A 24,121-nucleotide genomic window follows, 5' to 3' on the forward strand; every position below is an offset into this window, starting at 1 on the left:
TGACAAGATCGTTGCAACGTAAGTTAACAGGAATCGCCTGACTGCCCAGCATGATCATAGATAAAAAAAGAGGGTCCGCTCGCATGAATACAGACAGCCCGATCTCTCTTTGGGATATGTCGGCAGAGGAGCCGGATTTTCGCAATCCGTTGGCTGGCGATGCGGAAGCGGATGTCGCAATTGTCGGCGGGGGGTTCACCGGTCTTTCAACGGCGCTTTATTGTGCAGAGCAGGGGCTGAGCGCGCATGTGCTTGAGGCCAGGCATATTGGTTTCGGTGGCTCGGGCCGCAATGTTGGTCTGGTCAACGCCGGTGTCTGGCATCCGCCCGCCGCCGTTCGGAAAAAGCTGGGCGACACCTATGGGCCGCGTTTTGTAAAACGGTTTGGTGAAGGTCCTTCGCAGGTTTTCGACCTGATCGAAAAACATCAGATCCGCTGTGAAGTCACCAAAACGGGAACCATTCACGCCGCCCACGCTCCTTCAGGTTTCGAGGATCTAAAGGCGCGCCATGCAGAGTGGACACGTCTGGGTGAACCGGTCGATCTTCTGTCGGCTGAAGACATGGTGGAAAAAACCGGAACAAGCGCTTTTCACGGGGGATTGTTGGATCACCGGGCCGGAACCATCAATCCGATGGGTTATTGCCGGGGTCTGGCGCGTGCAGCAAGGGGGGCAGGTGCCGAGATCAGCACGGGTGTGTGCGCAACCAATCTGCGGCGCGACGCCGGGAAATGGGTCGTGGAAACCGACAAGGGTACGGTCCGGGCCAAGTATGTTGTGCTGGGCACAAATGCCTACAGCGACACCCTGTGGCCAAACCTGAACCGCGTGTTCACCATGATCAACTACTTCCAGCTGGCCACACAGCCGCTACAGGCAGACATGTCGCATATTCTTCCGGGCCGCCAGGGTATCTGGGACACGGGGCAGATCATGTTCAGCATCCGGCGCGATGCCCATGATCGCCTTGTCATCGGCTCTATGGGAACTGTTGTCGGGTCCGTCGGTCGCGGGTTGTCGCATCGTTGGGCCAGGAAACAGCTTGCGCGCCTCTATCCGGAACTGGGCCCGGTTGAATTCGAAGAGGCATGGCATGGTCGGATCGCCATGACACCGGACCATCTGCCGCGTATCTACCAACTGGCCCCCAATCTGCTGACCCCGATCGGCTATAACGGGCGCGGCATCACAACCGGCACGATCTTTGGCGAGTGCATGGCCCAGCTGATCTCGGGCATGGATCCGGCTGATCTGCCGTTGCCGATGACGGAACTGTCAACTGTCCCGTCGGCCCCGATCATGTCCCGCTTGTATCAGACAGCCTTCACCGCCAACCAAGTCCTCAGGAGCCTTTGATATCCTCATGAGCAAGATTGATGTTCGCGTCGGCGTCGATATCGGTGGAACCTTTACGGATGTGGCGTTGCAGCACCCGAGCGGCTTGTCCACCTGCAAGGTACTGACCAACTATCATCAGCCGGAACAGGCCATTCTGGACGGAATAACCAAAGCCGCAGAACAGGCCGGGCTTGCCTTGGGCGATATTGGTCAGGTCATTCATGGAACGACGCTGGTCACCAACGCGCTGATCGAACGCCGCGGTGCCAGGACCGCCTTCATCACCACCGAAGGGTTTCGGGACGTGATCGAGATGCGCTCGGAAAACCGGTTTGAGCAATACGACCTGAACCTGAACCTGCCCAAGCCGTTGGTGCCGCGTCAGGACCGGTTCACCCTGAACGAACGCACGGGCCCTGACGGAGAGGTCCTGCTGGCGCTGGACCTGTCCGAGGTCAACGCCATGGTGGACACGATCAGGGCAGGCGGGTTCGAGGCCGTTGCCATCGGTCTGATGCACGCCTATGCCAATGACGCGCATGAGGTCGCGATGGGCGACGCGTTGCGCAAGGCAATGCCGGACCTGTCGATTTCGCTGTCTTCGGTAATCTCGCCGCAGATGCGTGAACTGCCCCGTTTCAACACCGTGATCGCCAACGCGTATGTGCAGCCGCAGGTCGCCGACTACCTTGGCCGTCTGGTGGGTCGCCTGCGAGAGATGGGTGTGGCCGCTCCGGTTTTCATGTTGCATTCCGGCGGCGGTCTGATTTCGGTCGAAACCGCGGCAGAACAGCCGGTGCGTCTGCTGGAATCCGGTCCGGCCGGTGGCGCGATTTTTGCGGCTGATTTTGCGCGGGCATATGGGCTGGACAAAGTGCTCAGCTTTGACATGGGCGGAACCACCGCCAAGATCTGCCTGATTGAAGACGGCGCGCCGAAGACCGCCAACACCTTCGAGGTTGCCCGGACTTATCGCTTCAAGAAGGGCTCGGGCATGACCGTGTCGACGCCCGTTGTCGAGATGGTTGAGATCGGAGCGGGGGGCGGCTCGATTGCCTCGGTCGACAGTATGGGACGGCTTCAGGTCGGGCCACGGTCGGCGGCATCGGAACCCGGACCTGCCTGCTACGGGCGCGGCGGCACCGAGCCAACCGTGACCGATGCCAACCTGTTGCTCGGGCGTCTTGACCCTGACAATTTCGCTGGCGGTGCGATCCCGTTGCAAACGGCAGAATCCGAAAAAGCGGTGACCAGGCTGAACCTGTCTGCCGGCGATGCCGCCTTTGGCATCACCGAACTGGTGGACGAGAATATGGCGAATGCGGCGCGGGTGCATACGGTCGAGAACGGGCGCGATATCGAACATTTCACCATGATCGCCTTTGGCGGGGGTGCGCCGCTGCACGCCTGCCGTCAGTGCGAAAAGCTTGGCATCAAGGCGCTGATCATTCCGCCGGGTGCGGGTGTCGGCTCGGCCATCGGGTTCCTCAAGGCACCGTTCAGCTTTGAGGCCACGCGCGGGCTGTTCCAGCGCATGGACGATTTTGATGCCGGTGCCGTGAATGCCGCCCTGATCGACATGGAGGCCGAGGCCCGCGCCTTTGTCGAAGAAGGGGCCAAAGGGGCAGATACCGAGATTCGCCTGACCGCGCAGATGCGCTATTCCGGGCAGGGTTGGGAAATCCCGGTGCCGCTGCCGCACAAACAGTTTGAAGACTGCGATGTATCGCTGATCCTCAAAGCGTTTGAACAGGCCTATCGCACGCTGTTTGGCCGGGTGATCGACGGGTTGGCCGTTGAGATCACGAACTGGCTATTGACCGTATCGACCGTGCTGCCGGACACCTATCCGGTGGTCGGTCATAGCAGCGGCACGGACGCGACCGTTTCATGGACGCGGCGGTTTTTCGACGCCGCCCTGCGCAAATCGGTCGAAGCGCGCGAGGTTGAACGGTCCGGCATGACCCCCGGAAAGGCCGTCGAAGGTCCTGCGATCATCGTGGAATCCGAGACCTCGACCGTCGTTACCTCGGGCTATCGCGCGGTGGGGCAGGGCGACGGCAGTTTGCTGTTGCTGGCGAAGGAGGCATAGGCCATGGCAACGTCAGATATTGATCATCAGATCATGTGGAACCGTCTGATCGCGGTTGTTGAGGAACAGGCCACAACGCTGATCCGCACGGCCTTTTCAACCTCGGTCCGCGAGGCGGGCGACCTGTCGGCGGGTCTTTTTGACCGCGAGGGGCGGATGATCGCCCAAGCCGTGACCGGCACCCCGGGTCACGTCAACGCGATGGCCGAAAGCGTCACGCATTTTGCCGCGCAGATCGGGCCGCAGAACACGTTTGATGGAGATGTGTTCATCACCAACGATCCCTGGCTGGGCACAGGGCACCTGCACGACATCACCGTTGTCACGCCCGTGTTCCGCAAGGGCGCGCATATCGGCTATTTCGCCTGCACCGCGCATGTGGTGGACATCGGCGGACGTGGCTTTGGTCCGGATGGCAACGAGGTTTACGAAGAGGGTCTGCTGATCCCGATCACCAAGTTTGCCGAGCGTGGTCAGGTGCAGCCCCTGCTGATCCAGATGATCCGCGCCAATGTGCGGACCCCGGATCAGACTGTGGGCGACATGTACTCGCTGGCCGCCTGTAACGAGGCGGGCGATCGCCGGCTGCAGGCGATGATGGATGAGTTCGGCATTGATGACCTGGAATCCCTGTCGGATTTCGTGATCGAGACCAGCCGCAAGGCGACGTTGGAGGCCATCGCCAAAGTGCCCTCGGGCACCTATCACGAGACCATGCAGGTCGATGGTTATGACGCCCCGGTGCATATGGAGGTGACGCTCAGCGTCGATGGCGATCAACTGCTGGCGGATTTCGCGGGCACATCAGGTATGAGCCGGTTCGGCGTGAACTGCCCCGAGGTCTATACCCGCGCCTATGCCTGCTACGCGCTGAAATGCGCGATTGCGCCGGACGTCCCAAACAACACAGGCTCGCTTGAACCGTTCCGGATCACCGCGCCCGAGGGCTGCATCCTCGCGGCCAAGCGTCCCGCACCGGTTTCGGTGCGCCATGTGATGGGTCATCTGGTGCCAGACGTGGTGCTGGGTGCGCTGCACAAGGCGCTGCCGGATACTGTTCCGGCCGAAGGGGCAAGTGCGCTCTGGAACATTCAGATTTCAGCGCGTGCATCCGACCCCGAAAGCGGCCTGCCGAACCGTGAGGTGTTGATGTTCAACTCGGGCGGCACCGGTGCGCGCCCCGCCTTTGACGGGCTAAGCGCCACGGCCTTCCCCTCGGGCGTGTCGACAATGAGCGTTGAGGCGACCGAGCATGTCGGGCCAATCACTGTCTGGCGCAAGGACCTGCGCGAAGGCTCTGGCGGGGCTGGTGCCCTGCGTGGCGGTCTGGGCCAGACCATCGAGATCGAACCGCGTGCGGGATATGATTTCTACTTCAACGCCATGTTCGACCGGGTGGAAAACCCCGCGCGCGGGCGCAATGGCGGGCTGGCCGGTGGCGCGGGTGCTGTCGAGTTGTCTGACGGGACAAAACTTCGCGCCAAGGGTCGCCAACTGGTCAGGAACGGCCAGCGGCTGAGGCTCAGCCTGCCGGGCGGCGGTGGTTATGGCGCGCCGGAACACAGGGATCGTGACGCCGTGGCCGGTGATCTGGCCGCCGGGTTCATCACCGCCGAACAGGCAAAGAATGACTATGGGTTCGAAGGGTAAAAGCAGATGGCTGACACTCCGATTGCAGTTGTGACAGGTGCTGCGCAGGGCATTGGACTGGCCTGCGCCGAGGCGCTGAGCGAGGATGGCTACAAGGTCATTCTAGTCGACATTCAGGACAGCGTGCACGAGGCCGCCGCCACCGTTGGGGGGATCGGAATGGTTTGTGACATGGGCGACGTGGATGCCATCGGCGCGATGTTTGACAGGGTTGAGGGTGATCACGGCCCGGTCTCGGCATTGGTAAACAATGCGGGCGTCGCGATGCCGGGGAATTTTCTGGACTATGATCTCGCCGCCTTTGATCGTGTGATGGACATCAATCTGCGGGGTGTCTTTGTGGCAATGCAGCGGGTGGCGGCCAGCATGGTGGACAACGGCATCGAAGGCGCGATCGTAAACATGTCTTCGGTTAACGCGCAGGTCGCAATCCCGGCGATCCCGGCTTATTGCGCCTCGAAAGGTGGGGTCATGCAACTGACCAAGGTTGCGGCACTGGCGCTGGCTCCGAAAAACATCCGTGTGAACGCGGTCGGCCCCGGCTCGATTGATACCGAGATGATGGCTGGCGTGAATGCCAACCCCGAAGCCTACAAGATGGCGATGTCACGCACTCCGATGGGCCGTGCAGGCACCGCGCGGGAAATCGGCGACGTGGTGGCGTTCCTGTGCTCGAAGAAGGCAAGTTATGTCACCGGTGAAACGATCTATGTCGATGGCGGCCGCCTTGGTCTGAACTACGTGATGTCATGAGCTACGCGGAGGCATACAAAAGCTGGCAAGCGGAGCCCGAGGCGTTCTGGGGCAAAGCCGCTGAACAGATAGACTGGTTCAAACCAGCCGATAAGGTGTTCGACCCTGAAATGGGGGTTTATGGCCGCTGGTTCGCGGGTGCCACATGCAACACCTGCTGGAACTGCGTCGACCGCCATGTCGAGGCCGGGCATGGCGACCGCACAGCGCTGATCTATGACAGCCCGGTCACTGAAACGGCCCAGACCTTCAGCTTTGCCGAATTACAGGCCGAAGTCGGCGCGCTTGCATCCGTCATGCGCGCGCATGGCGTTGGCAAGGGCGACCGCGTTGTCATCTACATGCCAATGGTGCCGCAGGCGGTGTTCGCGATGCTGGCCTGCGCTCGTTTGGGGGCGATCCATTCGGTTGTGTTTGGCGGTTTTGCGCCACATGAACTGGCAACGCGGATCAATGATGCCGAACCTCGGATGATCATCTCGGCCTCCTGCGGGATCGAACCGGGACGGATCGTACATTACAAACCCCTGCTGGATGCGGCCATCGAGGAAGCCACGTCCAAGCCCGAGCATTGCCTGATCCTGCAGCGCGACATGGAACTGGCCGAACTGATCCCGGGCCGCGATCTGGACTACGCCGAACTGATCGGTGCGGCAAAGGCGGCAGGAGAGACGACAGAATGCGTGCCGGTTGCGGCGACCGACCCGCTCTATATCCTCTACACCTCGGGCACCACCGGCCAGCCGAAAGGCGTTGTGCGCGACAATGGCGGGCACATGGTGGCGCTGAAATGGACGATGGAACATCATTACGCAATAAACCCCGGTGAGGTGTTCTGGGCCGCCTCCGATGTGGGCTGGGTCGTCGGGCATTCCTACATTTGCTACGGGCCGCTGCTGCATGGCTGCGCCACCGTGGTTTACGAGGGGAAACCGGTGGGCACCCCCGATGCAGGCGCTTTTTGGCGGGTTATTCAGGACCATCAGGTCGCGGCGCTTTTTACGGCCCCCACAGCGTTTCGCGCGATCAAGAAAGAAGACCCGAAGGGCCAGTTGATCGAACAGTATGACCTGTCGAAATTCCGCACGCTGTTTCTAGCCGGCGAACGCTCGGACCCGGCAACGATCCAATGGGCTGAGGAAAAGCTGCAGCGCCCGGTGATCGACCACTGGTGGCAGACCGAAACCGGATGGGCCATGTCCGGCAACCCGGTCGGGTTGGGACAGTTCCCGGTCAAATACGGCTCGCCGGGCAAACCGATGCCGGGATACGACATCCGCGTTCTGGACGACGAAGGGCATGAGATTGAACCCGGCACGCTGGGCAACATCGTTTGCAAGCTTCCGCTACCACCCTCGGGTTTCCCGACGCTCTGGAACGCGCCCGAGCGGTTCCTGACCTCGTATATGAATGAATTCCCCGGTCACTACGCCACCTCGGATGCCGGGATCATTGATGAGGATGGCTACGTCTTCATCATGGCCCGCACGGATGACATCATCAACGTGGCCGGTCACCGCCTGTCTACCGGCGCGATGGAGGAGGTGATCGGAGCGCATCCCGACATCGCGGAATGCGCGGTGGTCGGCGCGGCGGATGCGGTGAAAGGTCAAATGCCGCTGGGTTTTTACGTCACCAACGATGGCGCGAACCGCGAGGCGTCAGAGCTGGAAAAAGAGCTGATCGCGCTGATGCGAGAGCAAATCGGAGCCGTTGCCGCTTTCAAAACAGCCGTTCCGGTCAAACGCCTGCCCAAGACACGTTCGGGCAAGGTGCTACGCGGCACGATGCAGAAGATCGCTGATCGCGCCGAATTCAAGATGCCCGCTGCCATCGACGATCCGGCCATTTTGGACGAGATATCCGATGCGCTGAAGGACAGGGGGCTTCTGTCATGATAGAACGCCTGCATACCGGCACAAGGATGTCGAAGATCGTGAAACACAACGGTGTTGTTTACCTGTGTGGTCAGGTCGGAGCCGGTGACAGCGTCACCGCGCAGACGCAAGACTGCCTGTCGCGCATTGATGCCCTGCTGACTGAGGCGGGTTCTGACCGTGAGCATATTCTGCAGGCCATTGTCTGGCTGCGCGATATGGCGGATTTCGCCGAAATGAACGCCGTCTGGGATGCCTGGATCCCCGAGGGCCACGCACCCGCCCGCGCCTGTGGCGAAGCCCGGTTGGCGCGGGATGTTCTGAAAGTCGAGATCATCGTCACTGCCGCCATAAAAACCTGAAGGGGAGATCGCCCATGTCCGAAGTTCCGGCCGTCAGACTCAGCCACGTGGAAAAATACTACGGCAGTTTTCACGCTCTCAAGAACGTCAATCTGACCGTAGGCAAGGGTGAAAAGATCGTTGTCTGCGGCCCTTCGGGCTCTGGCAAGTCGACCATGATCCGCACGATCAACCAGCTCGAGGAACATCAATCCGGTCTGATTGAGATCAATGGCCACGCCATCAGCGCCGACGATCCCAATATCGACAAGCTGCGGCAGGATGTTGGCATGGTGTTTCAGCACTTCAATCTGTTTCCCCACATGACGATCCTTGAGAACTGCACCCTGGCCCCGATGCTGGCGCGCAAAATCTCTCAGGCTGAGGCGGAAGAGACCGCGATGACGTATCTGGAAAAGGTGCAGATCGCCAATCAGGCGCCGAAATACCCCGGTCAGCTTTCAGGCGGTCAACAACAGCGTGTCGCCATCGCGCGGGCGCTGTGCATGAAGCCCGATATTCTGCTGTTCGACGAGCCGACCTCGGCGCTGGACCCCGAGATGATCGGCGAGGTTCTGGATGTTATGGTGACGCTGGCCGAGGAAGGCATGACCATGATTTGCGTCACCCATGAGATGGGGTTTGCCCGCAAAGTGGCGGATCGGGTGATCTTCATGGACGCTGGTGAGATCATCGAAGAGGATGACCCGGAAAACTTCTTTGACAGCCCCAAGAGTGAGCGGACGCGGAATTTTTTGGAACAAGTTCTAACGCACTGAAAAGATCGGCCACCGCATGTTTGCCCCAAAGAAGTGAGAGAAATGTGCCCAGAACTTTTGAGAACCGTTTTTCAAAAGGAAGGCCACTCTCGGCGAACAAGTCCGGGCTTTCCAAACATAGATGTTGCGGGCGGCCTACGATAGTTATCTGGATTAGAAATGGTTGCTTCTTATTCAACCACTGCAGGGCTTCTTATTCCGTCTTACAGCGTGATGGATTTGGTCCCCTTCTGTTTACAAACTGAGTCCTTGCCGCATGTGAATTGCTTGTAAATTTCGGATCAGTTTGTGTCGTTTGTCGCAGTCGGTAGGTCTGACAGTCTATAGGTTCTGGCGTGAACTTTTCTGTCGGTAACATCATTGGAGTGGGTTGGCCGTTTTGTCCCGCCAGTCAGCCGAACGGTTGAAACGGCGAGGGTCCAAGCGTGAATTAGCCTTTGCTGATCACGAAGGCTTCTGAAAATCTACTCGGCTCCATTGAACTTTGATGCAAATCCGCAATAGCAGATTGAGGCACGCGTCGGCGTCTGCACTCTCAGAACCCGATAGTGTCATTGGCTGCGGCGCGGAGGGTCGGAAGCGTCCATTCCGCTTCGAAGAAACTGCGGCGGGCCCCCAAAAGAACCGCCGCAACGTTGTCGGTTACATGCGCTGACGCAGAGTAGCGCCCAGATAAGCGCCGTTGAATTCCTTTGCCTTGGACAGGAACGCGTCATAGCTTTCGCGCACTGTCGCAAAATCAGGGTTCGCCGCTGCGTTTTCGTCCATGACCTCGACTGCGGCAACTTTAAGGGCCTGGACAATGTCATCGGGGTATTCCGCAAAGATCACGCCATCGGCTTTCAGTTTTTCAAAGGCCTGAGAGTCGAAATAGTTGAACTGGCTTACCGTCTCGACCGACACCGCCTCGGCTGCGTTGGCGATGATCGCTTGCAGGTCCGCAGGCAGTTCGGCCCAGGCGTCTTTGTTCACCACGATCTCAAGCCCTGCGCTGGGTTCCTGGAACGAGGGGAAATAGCAGTAGTTGGCAACCTTGCTCAGCCCAAAGCCCTGATCCAGAAACGGGCCGACCCATTCCGCCGCATCCAGTGCGCCCGAGTTGAAGGCCGGGAAGATTTCGGGCGGTGGCATTAGTACGGCGTTCACGCCCAGTTTGCGCATCACCTCGCCGCCCATACCGCCGATGCGGAAGTTCAGGCCCGATAGGTCTTCGATGGACGTGACTGGCTTTTTGAACCAACCCGCGGACTGAACCCCCGAATTGCCCGAGAAGAAGGGCACCAGATTGCGTTGCCCGTAGAGGTCATTCCAAAGCTCCTGACCGCCGCCATAGCGGAGCCAGGCTGTTAGTTCGGTGCCGATCATGCCAAAGGGTATTGCTCCGAAGAAGTGGTTGGCCGAGTTTTTGGAGGCCGCATAAAACGGGGTCGAGTGGCCAATTTCTGCCGTTCCCTGCTGCACCGCGTCTTCGACGCCAAACGGGGGGACAAGTTCGCCGCTTGAGAAGATTTTGAACGTAAGCCGCCCCCCGGACATATCCGCGACCCGTTGGGCAAACGAGGCTGAATTGGTGCCGACGCCGGGCGCCTTGGCGGGAAACGAGGTTGGCAGTTTCCATTCGATATTCCCCTGAGCAACCGCTGGCGCGGCAAGTGCCGTGGCGGGCGCAGCAATGGCTGCCGCCTTGATAAAGCTCCGTCTTTTCATGGTGTTCTCCCTGTCGAGTGGTGGTTCTAGTTGAATAGTAACGCCGGCAGCCAGGTTGCGATGCCCGGAACAGCTATGACGATACCGATTGCGATAAGCTGTAGCAGCACAAACGGGGCAACTGAAAGATAGATGTCTGTCGTTGTGATACTGGGCGGTGCGACCGAGCGGAAGTAGAACAGCGAAAACCCAAACGGCGGCGTCAGGAATGAAGTCTGGATGTTCAGCGCAATCAGGATCGCGAACCATATCGGGTTGATGTCGGACTGAAACAGGATCGGCCCGACGATGGGGATCACGATAAAGATGATCTCGACGAATTCCAGAACAAAACCCAGCAGGAAGATCACCAGCATGGTCACGGCCAGCATCGTCCAGACCCCACCCGGAAGATCGGTGAAGAACGAATGAACATAGTCATCCCCTTCGAACGCCCGAAAGACCAGAGACAACATGCTGGCTGCGATGATGATGCCAAAGACCATCGCGGTGACTTCTACGGTCTTGGTTAGGGCCACACGTCCGATGCCAGACTTAAACAGCCAGTAGCAGAAATAGATCAGGCACAGGCAGACCACGGCCAATATGGCCGCAGCGATTAGTGAACCGGTATCGAACACTAGCTCGCCGCTGGTGAAATCAATCCGCGTCAGCCCGGCGCGTTGCATCAGGAAGAGGGCGAAGACCAAAACAACCGTGAGCAGGCAAAGCGGGGACAGATGGCGTGGTGCGTTTTCTAGGCTGCTGGCCGCAATCAGAATGGTCCCGGCGACACCGATTGCCGCGGATTCCGTGGGCGTGGCGACCCCGAACAGGATCGAGCCCAGAACGGCCACGATCAGAAGCAAAGGCGGCAGTGTGTTCACCAACAGTGCGGTAATGGACCCTTCGGCCCTAGGGGTCGGCGAGGTTGCGGGGGCATCGCTCGGGGATGCCGTGACATAAAGGACAACCAGCATGTACAGGCCGTACAGGCCGACCAGCAACAGACCCGGCAACAGTGCTCCGGCGAACAGATGGCCTACGCTGACCGGGTCCGGGGCAAAGTTGCCTATGGTTTGCTGGGCTTCGATATAGGCGTTGGAAATCTGATCGCCCAGCAGGATCAAAACGATCGAAGGCGGGATGATCTGCCCCAGTGTGCCGGCCGCACATAGAAGGCCGCTGGTCACGCGTTTCGATACACCCGCATTCAGCAAGGCGGGCAGGCTGATCAACCCTAGCATCACAATCGTCGCGCCGATTATACCGGTCGAGGCGGCCACCAGGGTGCTGACAAAAAGAACCGCCAGAACCAGGCTCGATTTGGTTTGCCCAAACAGCGCCGAGATATTCATCAGCATTTTTTCGGCCTGGCGCGATTGCTCGAGCAATATGCCCATCAGAACGAACAGTGGGATGGCGATCAGCAGGCTGTTGTTCATGATGCCGAACACACGCTGTGGGAACGCCGCGATAAACCCCAGGTCGAAATGCCCAAACAGCGCGGCAATCAGCGCCACGCACAGCGGAACCCCGGCCAGAACCCAGACAACGGCGATGCCCGACAAGATGCCCGCCATCAGACCGGCAACCATCACCAAAAGCCAAATTTGCGATACGTCCATCTAGTCGCTCTCTTTGCCGTGGATCAGCGTTCCATCCAGCAAAAGCGCCACGATCTGGACCATCAGCAGCACGCATACAACCGGAAGGCCCGTCATGATCAGGAAGTATCCGCCCAGCCCGCCGGTTTCGCGCGCGCCCTCTTTGATCGACCAGGAATAGCTCACCAGTGGCGCAGCGTAGTAGAGCGTCGCGATACAAAGCGGCAAAACCAGAACGACGAATGCGACCTGATCAACACGCCGCGCCAATCGCGTGTCTCCGGTTCTTCGGAAAATGTCGACGCGCACATGCTTGTCCAGCCTCAACGCAACAGGAAGGCCAAAGATCGACAGCCAGGCGAAGCAATATAGCACGAAGTCCTGAAGCTCGATAAAGCCGACGGCAAACAGATACCGCAGCACGACAACCGCCAGCTGGGTTGCAAACAAAACCGCCAAAAGCCCGATGCACAGCCAAAGAGACACCCGGTGAAGACGATCCGCCACGTGCAGGAAAACAGATGTGTAAGGGGCGATCGTCATGAGTGTTTTTTCTGGGCTCGTTTTGGTCATTTAAGCGAGGCCGAACCGGCTGAACAAGCCAATTTGTCACCGCAGTTCAACAGGACGGGCCGTTTTTGACATTCGCCCGATCATCACGCCAAGTGCGGTGGATATAACCAGGTATTGATTGGTGTTACACCGCACGATCCCGCATTGTATTGCGAATTGCCGGGCATGATCCGGCAGCGGGCGCGGCAAGTGAAGGTGAATGTGTGACACCGCTCAGAGTATCAGTTTTGGGATTTTGGCTGGCCGTTGTTTCGGTGTTGAACGCACAGCCTGCAGCGGCGCAGCCCGACGTTCTGATCTTGGGGGATAGCCAGATTTCCTTCGGTGCAGGCAAAGAATACCTGCGGTTCTTCGGTGAACTGGCCGAGCGGTGCAAGATGACGCCTCAACGCAAAAAGACACTGGGCAAGCTGGGCAACCGCGAGGCTGCCGCAATCGGCGTCCGCTCGACCTCGTTGCAATCCTGGACAACACCCAATGGGGCCGCAAAAGGCGCGATTTGCGATGTCGACAAGAAATTCGGGGTCAATGCCGGGGCCTATGGAATTGATGGCAACCCCGACCGGGTGTTCATTCAGATCGGCAAGGGCAACGCCTATCAGTTCTGCAAACCTAAACAGACCGCGTTTGAGGCGATGTTTGAAGGCGGGTATTACAGCCCCGAATTGCTGGTCCTGACCTTTCTGGGCAATTCAGCCGACCGCTGGGCCAATTCGCCCGAGTTGGCCCAACAGGATGCCCGCCGCACGCTGGACCAAATCCCGGACGATATTCCGTGCGTCTTCATCTCGAGCGTGCCGGTCTATCTGAAAAAGACCAACGACAAACGGATGAAGGCCCAGACCACAATCGCCCGCGCCTTGCGGCAGGCGGGCACGCAATGTGCCGTGGTCGAAGGGTTCAACCGCAAGACACGCGCCGCGATCGAAGGCAAACCTGCCTATTTCCGGCGCAACGATGCGGGCAAGGTCAAGGACCCGCATCATCCAAGCCGGGCTGCGGTTCGGGAATTCCTTGACATCAACACGGCCGAAATCTGCGACGCGGTATTTTCGGCTCTGAAGTAGACGCAATAACTGCAGGGGGGATATGCAGGTGTTCAAAAAGATGGTCGCAACTGTGTGCGCCTTGGCCTTCACCACTCCGGGGGCCAGCGCAGAGGAATTTACCTCGCCCGAGATTCTGATTATCGGGGACAGCCAGATATCCTTTGGGTCGGGCCCGGCTTTTCTGGAGTTTTTCAGCGATATCAAGGATCACTGCCACCCTGACGCTCGGCAGAAAAAGCACCTTGAACGCCTTGGGGAAATGCGGGTCGGGGTGATTGGTGTCCGGTCCAGCTCCATCGACTCGTGGACCGCGCGGTCCGGGCGGTCAAAGGACACGATCTGCAAGGTAGACCCGAAGTGGAACGTGAACGCGGGCACGTATGGATTCGTAAACACGACTGGCAACAAGTATGTGCAGATCGGCAAGGGGAAGGAATATCAGTTCTGCGCGGCGAAAACCTCACCGCTGGAAGAAATGCTGAGGGACGGGTACTATGATCCCAAACTGATCTTGATGTCCTTTCTTGGAAATTCGGCCAAGCGGTGGGCCAACAACCCCGAAGCCGCTATCCGGGATGTTGAGCGCTTGCAGGCGCAACTGCCCCCCGATCTGCCCTGCATTTTCATGACCACCGCACCTGCCTACAAGAAAAAGATCGTCGATCTGCGCCTGCGGGCACAAAAGAACCTGATGGACGCGTTCAAGGTCACGGGATTGCGGTGCACTTTCGTACCGGGTGCCACGCCTGAAACGGTTGCGGCCAACCAAGGCAACAAGCATTACTTCCGCGTGAACAAGAAGGGCATGGTCAAGGACCCCTACCATCCGAACGAGGCGGCTGCCAAAAACTTCTTTGCGCTGGAAATGGACCAGATATGTTCGGCCATTTTCGACCAGATCGAACCGACCGAGGAACAGAGCTAGCCCCCTGATAAACCTGCTCGCCTGCGCGGCAGGACGGCGGCCAGAATGACCGCCCACCCAAGGATGCCTTGGCCGTGGGCGCTCAGGTTCTGTTCATACGAGAATAACAGCATCTCCAGTGGTCTAAGTGGGTCGCGGGGCGGCCAGACCACCCATTGCAGAGGCAGGTCGGGAATGACCATCCGGTAGTACATGTAATAGATTTGCGGCGACAGCCACACAAACAGCCAGAACAGCGCCAGCGCCCCTGAAAACTGTGCCCAGAGCGGGAAACGGCGCAAGGCGCGCCGTGCCAGAAGTACCATCAGCAGAAACAGGACGGCGCTCAGCAACGCCAGCCCGACCTGTCCCCAACCTGACAGATCAAAGAAAGAATCCTGACGGTACAAATCTGCCCTCCTCACGTGCTGGGTAAAACGACGAAAACCGCCCACATCAGCGGGCGGTTTTCCAAAGTGTGTAAGCGGGCGCTTAACTCAGCGGGGCCACCGCCAGGATCACGGTGAACTTTTCGCAGTAGATATAAAGCTCGTTGTACTTGCTTGTGTCGATCCCGGCCGGGATTTTGAACGAGGCCTCGCCTTTCTTGACGGTCAGCTTGTCGTGAATCTTCGAGCCCTTGGCATAGGTCTCACCATTGCCGAAACCGATCTTGATGTCCGGCGGGTTCTTGCCGGGATCAAAGACGTAGTCGCTTTTGAGCGTGACGGTATCGCCAGTGACCGAGACCGTTCCCTTCACGTTATAACCGCGACGCCCGGACAGACTGCCGGTGCGTGCCTTGTCCCCGGCAAATGCAGCGGGTGCTCCGACCGAGAATGCGGCTACCGAAGCAAGCCCCAGCTTTACGAATTGGCGGCGTTTGATCATCATGGCGAATGTCCTATCCAAGTCTGAGATGGAAAGATGCTGAACAGACTATGGGCGCGCTGCCAACTCACATCGCGTCGAGGGAATTTGAGACTCTGAAACAAATTGGTTCTGTTACAAACTCTTCCACTATCCATCGGGTGGACCATGGCTTTGGTAGCTGCACGCGGGCCGATCTCGGTCGAATGCTCGCATTTTCCTAATGAAGTGATCCCGTACGCAGTCCGTTTCTACCTGAGGTATGGTGTTTCGCGCTGGTATCGGGAGGAAGTTAAGATCGGGCGCGACGTTGCCCCGGATCACGCGATATTGAACCGTTGGCCAAGCTGGTTTTGCGGCTAAAGCTGCGATGCTGCAGATCGCCGGTGGCGCAGGGTCGAGACCGATTTGAAAGGGAAGGGTTACCCTTCAACGCACCGTAGGTCGCGAGGTGTTTCAGTTCAGTTGGGGCCGCTCAATCCCTGCTACTTCAAAACTCTGGATCACTCGGGGACATCGCTGCAAGAGCGTCCAGAAGTGCGACACCGGTTGTGTTTCTGCCCAGGAAGCGAACCGGTTACCTGTCCGCCAGAACCAGATCGCTGGCCTTTTCTCCGATCATGATGGCGGGGGCGTTGGTGTTGCCGCTGACGATCTCGGGCATGATCGAGCAATCGGCCACCCGCAGGCCTGCGATGCCTTTGACCTTCAGCTGGGGGTCGACAACAGCGTTTTCCGCGTTCCCCATCGCACAGGTTCCGGTCGGGTGGTAGATCGACACAGAGTTGGACCGGGCCCAGTCCAATGTTCCGGCGTAGTCATCCGGTGACAGGGTCGCGTCTGGCCGGAACTCCTCGGATATCTTCGATGCCAAGGGGTTATGGCGGGCGATTTTGCGCGCGATGTTCACGCCGTCGACAAGGGTTCTGCAGTCGGTTTCCGTCGACAGGTAATTTGGCACGATGCTGACATATTGCGCCGGGTCGGGGCCGTTCAGGCGCAGTTCGCCGCGGCTTTCGGGGCGCAACTGGCAGACCGACATGGTGAACGCGGAAAACGGGTGCACGCCCTCGCCGGGGCTGTCGGCGGACCATGGCTGAACGTGGAACTGGATGTCGGGGGTCTGAACCTCGGGGCGGGTTTTCAGGAAACCGGTCGCAAGGCTGGCGGCCATTGTCATGGGGCCCGCGCGGAACAGGGCGTATTTCAGCGCGATGCGCGCCTGATTGAACAGGCTGCGCACCTCGTCATTCAGGGTTGGCTCGTTGCATTTGAAAACCAGTCTGGCCTGCAGATGATCCTGCAACCCCTTGCCGACACCCGGTAAAGCATGCAGGGGCGCAATGCCGTTTTCCGTCAGGTGATCGGGGTCGCCAATGCCCGACAGCATCAGAATTTGAGGCGAATTGATCGCGCCACCCGACAGAATGACCTCCCGCCGCACCGTGATCGTTTTCAGAGTGCCGGACCGGTCGCGGTATTCCAGCCCGGTGGCCTTTTTGCCATCCAGAGTGATGCGCGTGACCAGAGCGTGGGTGATGATGTTCAGATTGTCCCGGTTGCGGATCGGTTTGAGATAGGCAACCGCAGCGCTGCAGCGGCGGCCGTTGCGGGTGGTGAGTTGGAAATACCCCACGCCCTCCTGATCGGCCCCGTTATAGTCGGGGTTGAACGGGTAGCCCGCAGCCTGCGCGGCGGCGACCCAGGCGTCGCAGATCGGGCGCTGGATGCGCATGTTGGACACGGACAGAGGGCCGCCGGTGCCGTGGAATGCATCCTCACCCCGCTCCTGATCTTCGCTGCGCTTGAACAGCGGCAGCACGTCGTCCCAGCCCCAGCCGACATTGCCCATCTGACGCCAGCGGTCGTAATCCTCTTTCTGGCCGCGCACGTACAAAAGACCGTTCAGCGAGGATGACCCGCCCAGCACCTTGCCGCGCGGCCAGTCAATGGACCGCCCGTTCAGCCCCGGATCGGGCTCGGTCCGATAGCACCAGTCGATAGACGGGTTGTGCATGGTCTTGAAATACCCGACGGGGATGTGAATCCACGGATTAGTGTCCGGTCCCCCGGCCTCCAGAAGTGCGACTTTGGTGTTGGGATCAGCGCTCAGCCGATTGGCGATGACACAGCCCGAGGAACCGGCGCCGACGATCGCATAATCAACTTCCATAATCGCCTCCTCCCAAGGTCGCTGAAAAAAACTCTATGCAAGATGCAGGAATTAAGCTAGCATTTTTTGATACAAAATGTCTCAATAATTGCGATATGGGAGGATGGCAATGGAGATCGGTCGGAAGTTAAGTGGCATTTCGCGGAGGGATTTCTTCCGCGTGGCCGGACGGTATGGCATGAGTTCCACTCTGCTGGCTGCAGGAGGTTTTGGCGGCGCGATGAGCCTTGCCAACCTCGCGCAAGCGGCGGAATCAACATATGAAAAACGGTTCTCGAAAGAGCCCAAGCACACGCTGAAATTTGGCGCGGCGGGTTTCAACACCCGCAACCTGTTAATCGAACGCGCAGGTGCGATTGAATTCGCCCGCGATCTTGAAGAACGCACCGACGGAGAGATTCGTATCGAGTTCATCGGCGACAACCAGATCTGCGGTCAGCTGAGCTGTGTCGAGAAAACCCAGCAGGGGATCGTCGACATTTACGCCGCCTCGACCCAGAACTCGGCCGGTGGCGCGCCGTATCTGAACGTGCTGGACTATGCCTATATGTTCCCAAGCCGGGCGGCGCAGTATCATTTCTTCTACAGCCCGGCCAGCCAGCGCATTCTGCGCGAACCGCTGGAAAAACGGCATGGGCTGAAATTCCTGTTTACCCATTGCGAATTGCGCGGGCTGCAGATGGGCTCGACCTTTGCAGACAAGCCGACCGTCACCAAGCTGGAGGAACTGTTTGGCACCAAGAACCGTGTGACGGGCACCCAGCTGGGCCGGATAGCGATGCAGCTCTTGAACCTGAACCCGGTGCCTGTGGCGTGGGAAGAGACACTGGACGCGCTGAAAACCGGGCTGATTGACGGGGCCGAAACCTGGGCCTCGGCCGTGGCCTATGCCAATATGGCACCGGTGGTATCGCAGTCGGTGAACCTCAAGTTCTTCTGTGGGACCGAGCATACCTCGATGTCGGCCAAGGTCTTTGATGAGCTTGGCGGTGAACTACAGGACGCAGTGATGGAATCGTCCTACTTCACGCAGGCGCTGATTCAGGGCGCGAATGAGGCCGCTTTGCTCAACACCGTCGGTTTCTCGGACCCGCAACTGCCTGATACGATCTTTGCCGAAAACGGCGTGCGCCCGGCGTTCCTGGCCGACGATCAGATCAAACTGGCGGAAGAGATGTGTGCCCCCAACTACAACCCCGAACCCTGGGCGCAGTGGCGCGAGCGGCTGAACAAATGGGCCGGTGGCATCGACACCTATCAGGAGATCTACGATATCGCGCGCGAGATCCCGGCAGACACCCTGCCAGAGAATGTCGAGCCCCGCCGCTGGTGGATGGGCACCGCCTGACAAAACTTCGAACCGGCGCGATCATCGGGCCGGTTCCCTAATCACCGACTGGGAGGACGGGGTTCATGTCATTTTGGGCAGACATCGGCGCGATCTTCAGCGCGCTCGCCAGCCAGGATTCGTTCGAGATTCAATCGGCATTGCGATCCGACGCCGCCTGGACGGTCGGCGCGGTTGCCGCGGCACTTGGCGGGCTTTTGATCATGTTCATCTACCGCAAGGTGCCCTTTGTCGAACGTCACCTTGAACGCTCGGTGATGGTCTATTCCTATCTCGCGATTGCGCTGATCATCTTCTGGGGCGTCATCGACCGTTTCGTGTTCAACGACCAAGAGCCGTGGTCGACCACCATTCCCCCGCTTCTGTTCATGGTGATGGCGTGGTTCGGCGCGTCCTACAACGTCCGCCTGCGCACCCATCTGAGTTTCAGTGAGTTTCGCAGCGCAATGCCGCGGGGCGGGCAACTGGCCTGCCTGATACTGGATGCTGTGCTGTGGTTCATCTTCGCGGTGATCGTCATCGTGACAACCTCCCGTCTGGTGGCCCTGTCCGCGTCGAATTTTCAGATCGTGTTGGGTACGGACAACATCATGCAGTGGTGGTTCCTGCTGGCCGCGCCGCTGTCATTCTTCCTCATGGTCGGGCGGGTGTTTCAAAACCTGGCTGATGATTTTCACAACTGGAAAACAGGGCAGCCGCTGTTGCAGCAGGCTGTGATCGGGTCAGACTGATGGCGGACGGAACCTGGGTCACACTGATCTCGCTCGGCGTCACGTTTCTGTTCATGCTGGGCGTGCCGGTTCTGTTGGTGATCAGCTATTGGGTGATCGGCTGCTCGTTTGTGCTGGGGCTGACGCTGGACAATATGGGGGCCGAGCTTCTGAACGTCTTCAACAAGGGGTTCGCGCTGTTGGCGATGCCGCTGTTCATCCTGACCGGAGACCTGATCAACAAATCCGGCATCGCGCGACGTCTCAGCGATTTTGCCTATGCCTGTCTGGGCTGGATACGGGGCGGTCTGGCCATGGCCTCGCTTGGGGCCTGCGGGCTGTTCGCGGCGATCTCGGGGTCTAACTCGGCCACCACGGCGACGATCGGGTCCATGCTGCACCCCGAGATGGTCAAGGGCGGCTATGACGAACGTTTCAGCGCCGCCACCGCTGCGGCGGGCGGTACGGTCGGGATCATCATCCCGCCCTCGATCATCTTCATCGTCTACGGGTTCCTGATGAACCTGCCAATTTCCGAGCTGTTCGTGGCTGGTATTCTGCCGGGCGCGCTGATGGTCATGGGAATGCAACTGGCCTGCTGGATCATCTGCCGCCTCAACGGTTGGGGCCACCTGATCCCGCTGCAACTGAACCGCATCCTGAAAACCGCCTTTGGGGCGTGGCTGGGATTCTTTGCCATCGGCCTTGTTCTGTGGGGGATATACACGGGCAAGTTTTCCCCGACCGAAGCGGCGGGCGTTACCGTTGGCTTCTGCGTGATCGCCGGGCTGGTCAGCTATCCGATCAACCGCATCATGGGCGCCCGCAACAACATCCCCCCGACCGAAAAAACCTATGCCGAGATGTTGGTGGTTCAGGGCTTCACCATCCCGGAAATCCCCTCCATCGTGATAAGGTCGGCACAGATCACCGGCATTCTAGCCCCCTTGATCGCGGTATCGGTTGTGATGCAGCAAATCCTTTCGCTGTTGGGCGCGCAACAGACCATCGGTGACTTCGTGACGTCCATGGGTGGGTATTATGCGGTGCTGTTCACCTCGATGGTGATCGTGTTCTTTTCCGGCATGGTGCTGGAAAGCCTGCCGGTCACGATCATCCTTGCGCCGATTCTGGCCCCCATTGCGACTTCAGTCGGAGTTGATCCGATCCACTTTTCGGTGATCTTTCTGGTGGGCGCGTCCATCGGGTTCATCACCCCGCCTTACGGGCTGAATCTGTATGTGGCTTCCGGCGTGACCGGCGTGCCCTATTTCCGATTGCTGCGCTACACGGTGCCGTATCTGGCGGCGCTGCTGTCGGTGTGGATATTGGTGTCGCTGGTGCCTGATCTGGCCTTGATCCTGCTGCCAAACAACTAGAATGTAGCGGGATGGCCGACACAGATGCACCAGAAAGAGACACCCAGATACCGACAAACCTGCGCCTGCTGCTGATCCTGGAAGAGGTCGCCCGGCGCGGGGTCGCGGTAAAACCGTCGGATCTGATCGACACGCTGGGTCTGGCGAAACCCACGATCCACCGCCTGCTGCAAACCGCCGAGGCCGAGGGGTTTCTGCAGCGCGATCTGGATGGCCGCTCGTTCGGCCCCGGCCCGCGACTGCGTCAGCTGTCGGTCAATACGATGTCCTCGGAACATCTGCGCACCGCCCGTCTGGCGATTTTGCGCGGGGTTGCGGATGAAATCGGCGAAACCTGCAACCTCGCCGTGCCGGATCGCGAAGGGATGATCTATCTGGACCGGATCGAAACCAAATGGCCGCTGCGTATTCAGTTGCCAATCGGAACTCAGGTTCCGTTTCATTGTACCGCAAGCGGCAAGATGTATCTGTCCACGCTGCGCAGGAACACGCTGGATGGGTTTCTTACCGCCCGGAGCCTGAGTCAGAACACCGAAAAAACAATAGTAGACCCCGACGCGCTGCGCGATGAGATCAAACGCATTTCCCACGACGGATACTCGACGGATAATGAAGAGTTCATGCCGGGTATGGTTGCCGTCGCCGTTCCCGTGCTTGATGAAAATGCCAGACTCGTTGCGACTTTGTCCGTTCACGCCCCATCCCAACGGCATGATTTGGACAGCTTAACGCAGTTTCTGACCTTGCTTAAAGCGGGATCGGGTAAACTTTCGAACCTGCTGTCCTCTTGACCTCAGCAACGGTGAGCCTCGGTCAGCCAACCTAAACTTTGGCACGGAACCCTGCACAGACAATCACACACTGTGCGACTGAACTCTGGGCAACCAATCACCGAACTCTTTTTCCGCCGCGGCTATCGCTTCGATATTCAAAATCTGCGCGCGTATGGCCTTGGACACTGCCCTGACACGCTTGTTGATTGTAACATCGGTTCCCGCCAGCGGCAGATCGTTTACATCCAGCTTCTCGTAGATCGACAACAATCGGTTCTGCACCGTGCGCAACGCCAGTTTCCGTCGCTGCGCGATCGTTTTGTCCGACAGCCCCAAAGCCAGATCGGACAGGATGGCAAGTTCGACCTCGGTCAGGGCCTCTCCCGCGCGGTTCTGATCGCGCTGGATCTGATGTATTTCGCGGTCGACAACGATCTGGGCCTCGACCAAAACGGCGCGCAGGGCCAGATGCATGCGGGACGGGCTGGCGGTTTTTAGGACATAGCCATAGGCGGCCTCTTTCGGGACGATGCGGGTGATGCCGCGAAGATAGGCCTCGTCGGAGTAGTTGGACCAGAACAGAATGCGCGTGGCGGGCCGTTCCGCCCAAATCGTTCTGGCGGCCTCGATCCCATTGCGCTCTTTCATGCGCAGATCCATGACGACCGCTTCGACCGCGTCCTGGCGGGCCTGCACCTCGCCATCGCGCCCGTTGGTCGCCACGCTGACTTCGGTGGCTTCGGGCAGGGCTTCGGACACGATCTCCTTCAGGTAGGTCGCGTGCATAGCGTCATCTTCGACCAACAGAACTTTCATTCCACACCCTCAGAGTTTGCACATTCGGATACCGGCAAGCTGACTGCAATTTCGGTGCCGCTGGATTGGTCTATTGAAAACTGCGCCCCGATCAGTTGGGCCCGCGTCCGCATATGGGTGAGGCCGCCAGACACCCTTTGATCAATATCTCGGGTCGCACCGATTCCGTCATCCCTGATGCGCAGATACAGGCCGCCGTTACACTGGATTTCAACCGTGATCTCGCTCGCTTGCGCATGGCGGACGGCGTTGTTTATGGCCTCTTGCGTGATGCGGAACAGGGCAATGCGCCTGGCCTCGGACAGTCTATCTACTAGTCCGTCGGACAAATCCCGCACATCGATCTCGATCTGCTGGTCCGCGCCGACAGCGCGTTCCAAATGTGTCCGGACCGCGTGTTGAAACCCGAACAGTTCGAGCAGTGACGGGATCGACATGTCGATAATGCCGCGCAGATCCTGAATGCAGCTTTGCATGCTGGCCTGCAGGGCGTCGATATCCTGAAGCGACTTGCAGCGTTCCAGATCGCGACTGATCCGGGTCAGATCGGCAAGCGTCTGATCGTGCAGGTCCATTCCGATACGTTGACGTTCCAGTTCCAGAGCGTCGGTCAGGCTGGATGCGCCCTGCCGCAATCCCTCCTCGCGGGCCTGCACCTCGGCGCGCATGATGGCTTCGCGTTTGGCCTGTTCCGTGGCGCGCAGTGCGTAGAAATAAGGGGCCAGGATATCCGCGATGTTGCGCACCTGTTCAACCGCGTGTTCGTCATAGAAATCGGGCTTCTTGGAGGAACAGTTCAGCGCGCCAATCGTGCGCCCCAGCACTTTCATCGCCACATTGACCCGGCTGCGCATCTTGTGGCGAATGATCGGCCCGGCATCGGCCCCTTCAAACACGTATCTTGGGTCTTCCAACGCATTCCCGGTCAGCAGACTGTCGCATTTTCCCAGCAGAATGTCCCGCACCGGGGATACTGCAGCCGGGGCGCGGGTGCGGCTCCAGCTTGTGTGCAAGCCGACCTCGTAACTGGTGTTCAGGGCCCCGTTTTCGTCGATCAGGCAGACATCCAGATGATCCACTTCCAGAATTCGGTCGATCTCGGATTTGACCGAGCGCAGCGCGGATTTGATGTCCAGATTACCCGCCAGATGATTGGAAATCCGCAGGTAATAAGCAAGGTCTGCCATGTGCGCGCCCTTCTTGAAACCGGCCTCAGGCGTCCGGCACACGTGACTATATCGCCTGCCCGGGAACATGTCATGCGGACTTCCGCCGCGAATTTGCGGGAACCCGCAAGCTTTGCGCGTGTCTTACTCTTACGCAATCGGCGCGGGCGGTGAATCCTTTTGCTGCCGGCTGGAGGAGGCGGGCACAGTTTGCGCGGCGGTTGGGCCGCTCAGG

General features: G+C 59.2%; 21 protein-coding genes. 13 read left to right on the forward strand and 8 right to left on the reverse strand.

The genetic code is table 11. The features are described from left to right. Positions 1-83 precede the first annotated feature (83 nt). Genes ACR0NJ_RS06790 through ACR0NJ_RS06820 form a run of 7 tightly spaced genes read left to right on the forward strand, consistent with a single transcriptional unit; the run spans position 84 to position 8,832 of the window. Positions 84-1,358: an NAD(P)/FAD-dependent oxidoreductase gene (locus tag ACR0NJ_RS06790; protein WP_480816370.1), complete on the forward strand. Its 1,275-nt coding sequence runs from the start codon at positions 84-86 to the stop codon at positions 1,356-1,358. A gap of 7 nt (positions 1,359-1,365) precedes the next feature. Continuing rightward, positions 1,366-3,432, forward strand: coding sequence for a hydantoinase/oxoprolinase family protein (locus ACR0NJ_RS06795; RefSeq protein WP_480816371.1), 2,067 nt, complete (start codon positions 1,366-1,368; stop codon positions 3,430-3,432). Positions 3,433-3,435: 3 nt separating this feature from the next. Further along, complete coding sequence (locus ACR0NJ_RS06800; protein ID WP_480816372.1) at positions 3,436-5,082, forward strand: hydantoinase B/oxoprolinase family protein; 1,647 nt, start codon at positions 3,436-3,438, stop codon at positions 5,080-5,082. 6 nt (positions 5,083-5,088) lie between these two features. Next, positions 5,089-5,835, forward strand: a complete 747-nt coding sequence (locus ACR0NJ_RS06805) for an SDR family NAD(P)-dependent oxidoreductase (RefSeq protein ID WP_480816373.1) — start codon at positions 5,089-5,091, stop codon at positions 5,833-5,835. Beyond that, on the forward strand, positions 5,832-7,733 hold the full coding sequence (locus ACR0NJ_RS06810; RefSeq protein ID WP_480816374.1) for a propionyl-CoA synthetase: 1,902 nt from the start codon (positions 5,832-5,834) through the stop codon (positions 7,731-7,733). Before ACR0NJ_RS06805 ends, ACR0NJ_RS06810 begins: the two co-directional genes overlap by 4 nt. Next, the gene (locus ACR0NJ_RS06815; protein ID WP_480816375.1) at positions 7,730-8,074 is read left to right on the forward strand and encodes a RidA family protein; all 345 of its coding nucleotides are present in this window, start codon (positions 7,730-7,732) and stop codon (positions 8,072-8,074) included. Before ACR0NJ_RS06810 ends, ACR0NJ_RS06815 begins: the two co-directional genes overlap by 4 nt. A 14-nt stretch (positions 8,075-8,088) precedes the next feature. Next, positions 8,089-8,832, forward strand: a complete 744-nt coding sequence (locus tag ACR0NJ_RS06820) for an amino acid ABC transporter ATP-binding protein (RefSeq protein WP_480816376.1) — start codon at positions 8,089-8,091, stop codon at positions 8,830-8,832. A 642-nt stretch (positions 8,833-9,474) separates the two neighbouring features. Here the strand turns inward: ACR0NJ_RS06820 and ACR0NJ_RS06825 are convergent. The 3 genes from ACR0NJ_RS06825 to ACR0NJ_RS06835 are packed head-to-tail and all read right to left on the reverse strand — an operon-like array spanning position 9,475 to position 12,668. Continuing rightward, positions 9,475-10,539 carry a TRAP transporter substrate-binding protein gene (locus ACR0NJ_RS06825; RefSeq protein WP_480816377.1) on the reverse strand — a complete coding sequence of 355 codons (1,065 nt, stop codon included), beginning with the start codon at positions 10,537-10,539 and terminating at the stop codon, positions 9,475-9,477. A 26-nt stretch (positions 10,540-10,565) separates the two neighbouring features. Next, entirely contained in the window at positions 10,566-12,146 is a 1,581-nt protein-coding gene (locus ACR0NJ_RS06830; RefSeq protein WP_480816378.1) for a TRAP transporter large permease, read from the reverse strand. Next, on the reverse strand, positions 12,147-12,668 hold the full coding sequence (locus ACR0NJ_RS06835) for a TRAP transporter small permease subunit (protein ID WP_480816379.1): 522 nt from the start codon (positions 12,666-12,668) through the stop codon (positions 12,147-12,149). Between the two features lie 257 nt (positions 12,669-12,925). On the opposite strand from ACR0NJ_RS06835, the gene ACR0NJ_RS06840 reads away from it, so the two are divergent. Beyond that, complete coding sequence (locus tag ACR0NJ_RS06840) at positions 12,926-13,765, forward strand: SGNH/GDSL hydrolase family protein (protein ID WP_480816380.1); 840 nt, start codon at positions 12,926-12,928, stop codon at positions 13,763-13,765. A 22-nt stretch (positions 13,766-13,787) separates the two neighbouring features. Further along, positions 13,788-14,672: an SGNH/GDSL hydrolase family protein gene (locus ACR0NJ_RS06845; RefSeq protein ID WP_480816381.1), complete on the forward strand. Its 885-nt coding sequence runs from the start codon at positions 13,788-13,790 to the stop codon at positions 14,670-14,672. On the opposite strand, the gene ACR0NJ_RS06850 is transcribed toward ACR0NJ_RS06845, so the two are convergent. The 3 genes from ACR0NJ_RS06850 to ACR0NJ_RS06860 all read right to left on the reverse strand — a co-directional run bounded on the left by ACR0NJ_RS06850 (position 14,669) and on the right by ACR0NJ_RS06860 (position 17,694). Further along, complete coding sequence (locus ACR0NJ_RS06850; RefSeq protein WP_480816382.1) at positions 14,669-15,061, reverse strand: hypothetical protein; 393 nt, start codon at positions 15,059-15,061, stop codon at positions 14,669-14,671. The two genes, ACR0NJ_RS06845 and ACR0NJ_RS06850, sit on opposite strands and share 4 nt — an antisense overlap. Positions 15,062-15,143: 82 nt before the next feature. After that, the gene (locus ACR0NJ_RS06855; protein ID WP_480816383.1) at positions 15,144-15,545 is read right to left on the reverse strand and encodes a DM13 domain-containing protein; all 402 of its coding nucleotides are present in this window, start codon (positions 15,543-15,545) and stop codon (positions 15,144-15,146) included. A 553-nt stretch (positions 15,546-16,098) separates the two neighbouring features. Then, positions 16,099-17,694 (reverse strand): GMC family oxidoreductase, encoded by a 1,596-nt coding sequence (locus tag ACR0NJ_RS06860; RefSeq protein WP_480816384.1) that lies wholly within the window; start codon positions 17,692-17,694, stop codon positions 16,099-16,101. A gap of 109 nt (positions 17,695-17,803) precedes the next feature. On the opposite strand from ACR0NJ_RS06860, the gene ACR0NJ_RS06865 reads away from it, so the two are divergent. The 4 genes from ACR0NJ_RS06865 (at position 17,804) to ACR0NJ_RS06880 (ending at position 21,922) form a co-directional block, all read left to right on the forward strand. Then, positions 17,804-19,042: a TRAP transporter substrate-binding protein gene (locus tag ACR0NJ_RS06865; RefSeq protein WP_480816385.1), complete on the forward strand. Its 1,239-nt coding sequence runs from the start codon at positions 17,804-17,806 to the stop codon at positions 19,040-19,042. A gap of 65 nt (positions 19,043-19,107) precedes the next feature. Next, entirely contained in the window at positions 19,108-19,773 is a 666-nt protein-coding gene (locus ACR0NJ_RS06870; protein WP_480816386.1) for a TRAP transporter small permease, read from the forward strand. Next, positions 19,773-21,131, forward strand: a complete 1,359-nt coding sequence (locus ACR0NJ_RS06875) for a TRAP transporter large permease (protein ID WP_480816387.1) — start codon at positions 19,773-19,775, stop codon at positions 21,129-21,131. The genes ACR0NJ_RS06870 and ACR0NJ_RS06875 overlap by 1 nt, the downstream gene beginning before the upstream one ends. Before the next feature lie 11 nt (positions 21,132-21,142). Further along, positions 21,143-21,922 carry an IclR family transcriptional regulator gene (locus ACR0NJ_RS06880; protein WP_480816388.1) on the forward strand — a complete coding sequence of 260 codons (780 nt, stop codon included), beginning with the start codon at positions 21,143-21,145 and terminating at the stop codon, positions 21,920-21,922. 63 nt (positions 21,923-21,985) lie between these two features. On the opposite strand, the gene ACR0NJ_RS06885 is transcribed toward ACR0NJ_RS06880, so the two are convergent. Continuing rightward, positions 21,986-22,720: a response regulator transcription factor gene (locus ACR0NJ_RS06885; RefSeq protein WP_480816389.1), complete on the reverse strand. Its 735-nt coding sequence runs from the start codon at positions 22,718-22,720 to the stop codon at positions 21,986-21,988. After that, positions 22,717-23,907 carry a GAF domain-containing sensor histidine kinase gene (locus ACR0NJ_RS06890; RefSeq protein WP_480816390.1) on the reverse strand — a complete coding sequence of 397 codons (1,191 nt, stop codon included), beginning with the start codon at positions 23,905-23,907 and terminating at the stop codon, positions 22,717-22,719. The genes ACR0NJ_RS06885 and ACR0NJ_RS06890 overlap by 4 nt, the downstream gene beginning before the upstream one ends. Between the last annotated feature and the right edge of the window lie 214 nt (positions 23,908-24,121).

It is taken from the genome of Ruegeria sp. F11 (assembly GCF_056533855.1).

Bases quoted from the DNA above. Each gene is read 5' to 3' on its own strand.
- ACR0NJ_RS06790 (WP_480816370.1), top strand. From the start codon at position 84: ATGAATACAGACAGCCCGATCTCTCTTTGGGATATGTCGGCAGAGGAG.
- ACR0NJ_RS06795 (WP_480816371.1), top strand. From the start codon at position 1,366: ATGAGCAAGATTGATGTTCGCGTCGGCGTCGATATCGGTGGAACCTTT.
- ACR0NJ_RS06800 (WP_480816372.1), top strand. From the start codon at position 3,436: ATGGCAACGTCAGATATTGATCATCAGATCATGTGGAACCGTCTGATC.
- ACR0NJ_RS06805 (WP_480816373.1), top strand. From the start codon at position 5,089: ATGGCTGACACTCCGATTGCAGTTGTGACAGGTGCTGCGCAGGGCATT.
- ACR0NJ_RS06810 (WP_480816374.1), top strand. From the start codon at position 5,832: ATGAGCTACGCGGAGGCATACAAAAGCTGGCAAGCGGAGCCCGAGGCG.
- ACR0NJ_RS06815 (WP_480816375.1), top strand. From the start codon at position 7,730: ATGATAGAACGCCTGCATACCGGCACAAGGATGTCGAAGATCGTGAAA.
- ACR0NJ_RS06820 (WP_480816376.1), top strand. From the start codon at position 8,089: ATGTCCGAAGTTCCGGCCGTCAGACTCAGCCACGTGGAAAAATACTAC.
- ACR0NJ_RS06825 (WP_480816377.1), bottom strand. From the start codon at position 10,539: ATGAAAAGACGGAGCTTTATCAAGGCGGCAGCCATTGCTGCGCCCGCC.
- ACR0NJ_RS06830 (WP_480816378.1), bottom strand. From the start codon at position 12,146: ATGGACGTATCGCAAATTTGGCTTTTGGTGATGGTTGCCGGTCTGATG.
- ACR0NJ_RS06835 (WP_480816379.1), bottom strand. From the start codon at position 12,668: ATGACGATCGCCCCTTACACATCTGTTTTCCTGCACGTGGCGGATCGT.
- ACR0NJ_RS06845 (WP_480816381.1), top strand. From the start codon at position 13,788: ATGCAGGTGTTCAAAAAGATGGTCGCAACTGTGTGCGCCTTGGCCTTC.
- ACR0NJ_RS06855 (WP_480816383.1), bottom strand. From the start codon at position 15,545: ATGATGATCAAACGCCGCCAATTCGTAAAGCTGGGGCTTGCTTCGGTA.
- ACR0NJ_RS06860 (WP_480816384.1), bottom strand. From the start codon at position 17,694: ATGGAAGTTGATTATGCGATCGTCGGCGCCGGTTCCTCGGGCTGTGTC.
- ACR0NJ_RS06865 (WP_480816385.1), top strand. From the start codon at position 17,804: ATGGAGATCGGTCGGAAGTTAAGTGGCATTTCGCGGAGGGATTTCTTC.
- ACR0NJ_RS06870 (WP_480816386.1), top strand. From the start codon at position 19,108: ATGTCATTTTGGGCAGACATCGGCGCGATCTTCAGCGCGCTCGCCAGC.
- ACR0NJ_RS06875 (WP_480816387.1), top strand. From the start codon at position 19,773: ATGGCGGACGGAACCTGGGTCACACTGATCTCGCTCGGCGTCACGTTT.
- ACR0NJ_RS06880 (WP_480816388.1), top strand. From the start codon at position 21,143: ATGGCCGACACAGATGCACCAGAAAGAGACACCCAGATACCGACAAAC.
- ACR0NJ_RS06885 (WP_480816389.1), bottom strand. From the start codon at position 22,720: ATGAAAGTTCTGTTGGTCGAAGATGACGCTATGCACGCGACCTACCTG.
- ACR0NJ_RS06890 (WP_480816390.1), bottom strand. From the start codon at position 23,907: ATGGCAGACCTTGCTTATTACCTGCGGATTTCCAATCATCTGGCGGGT.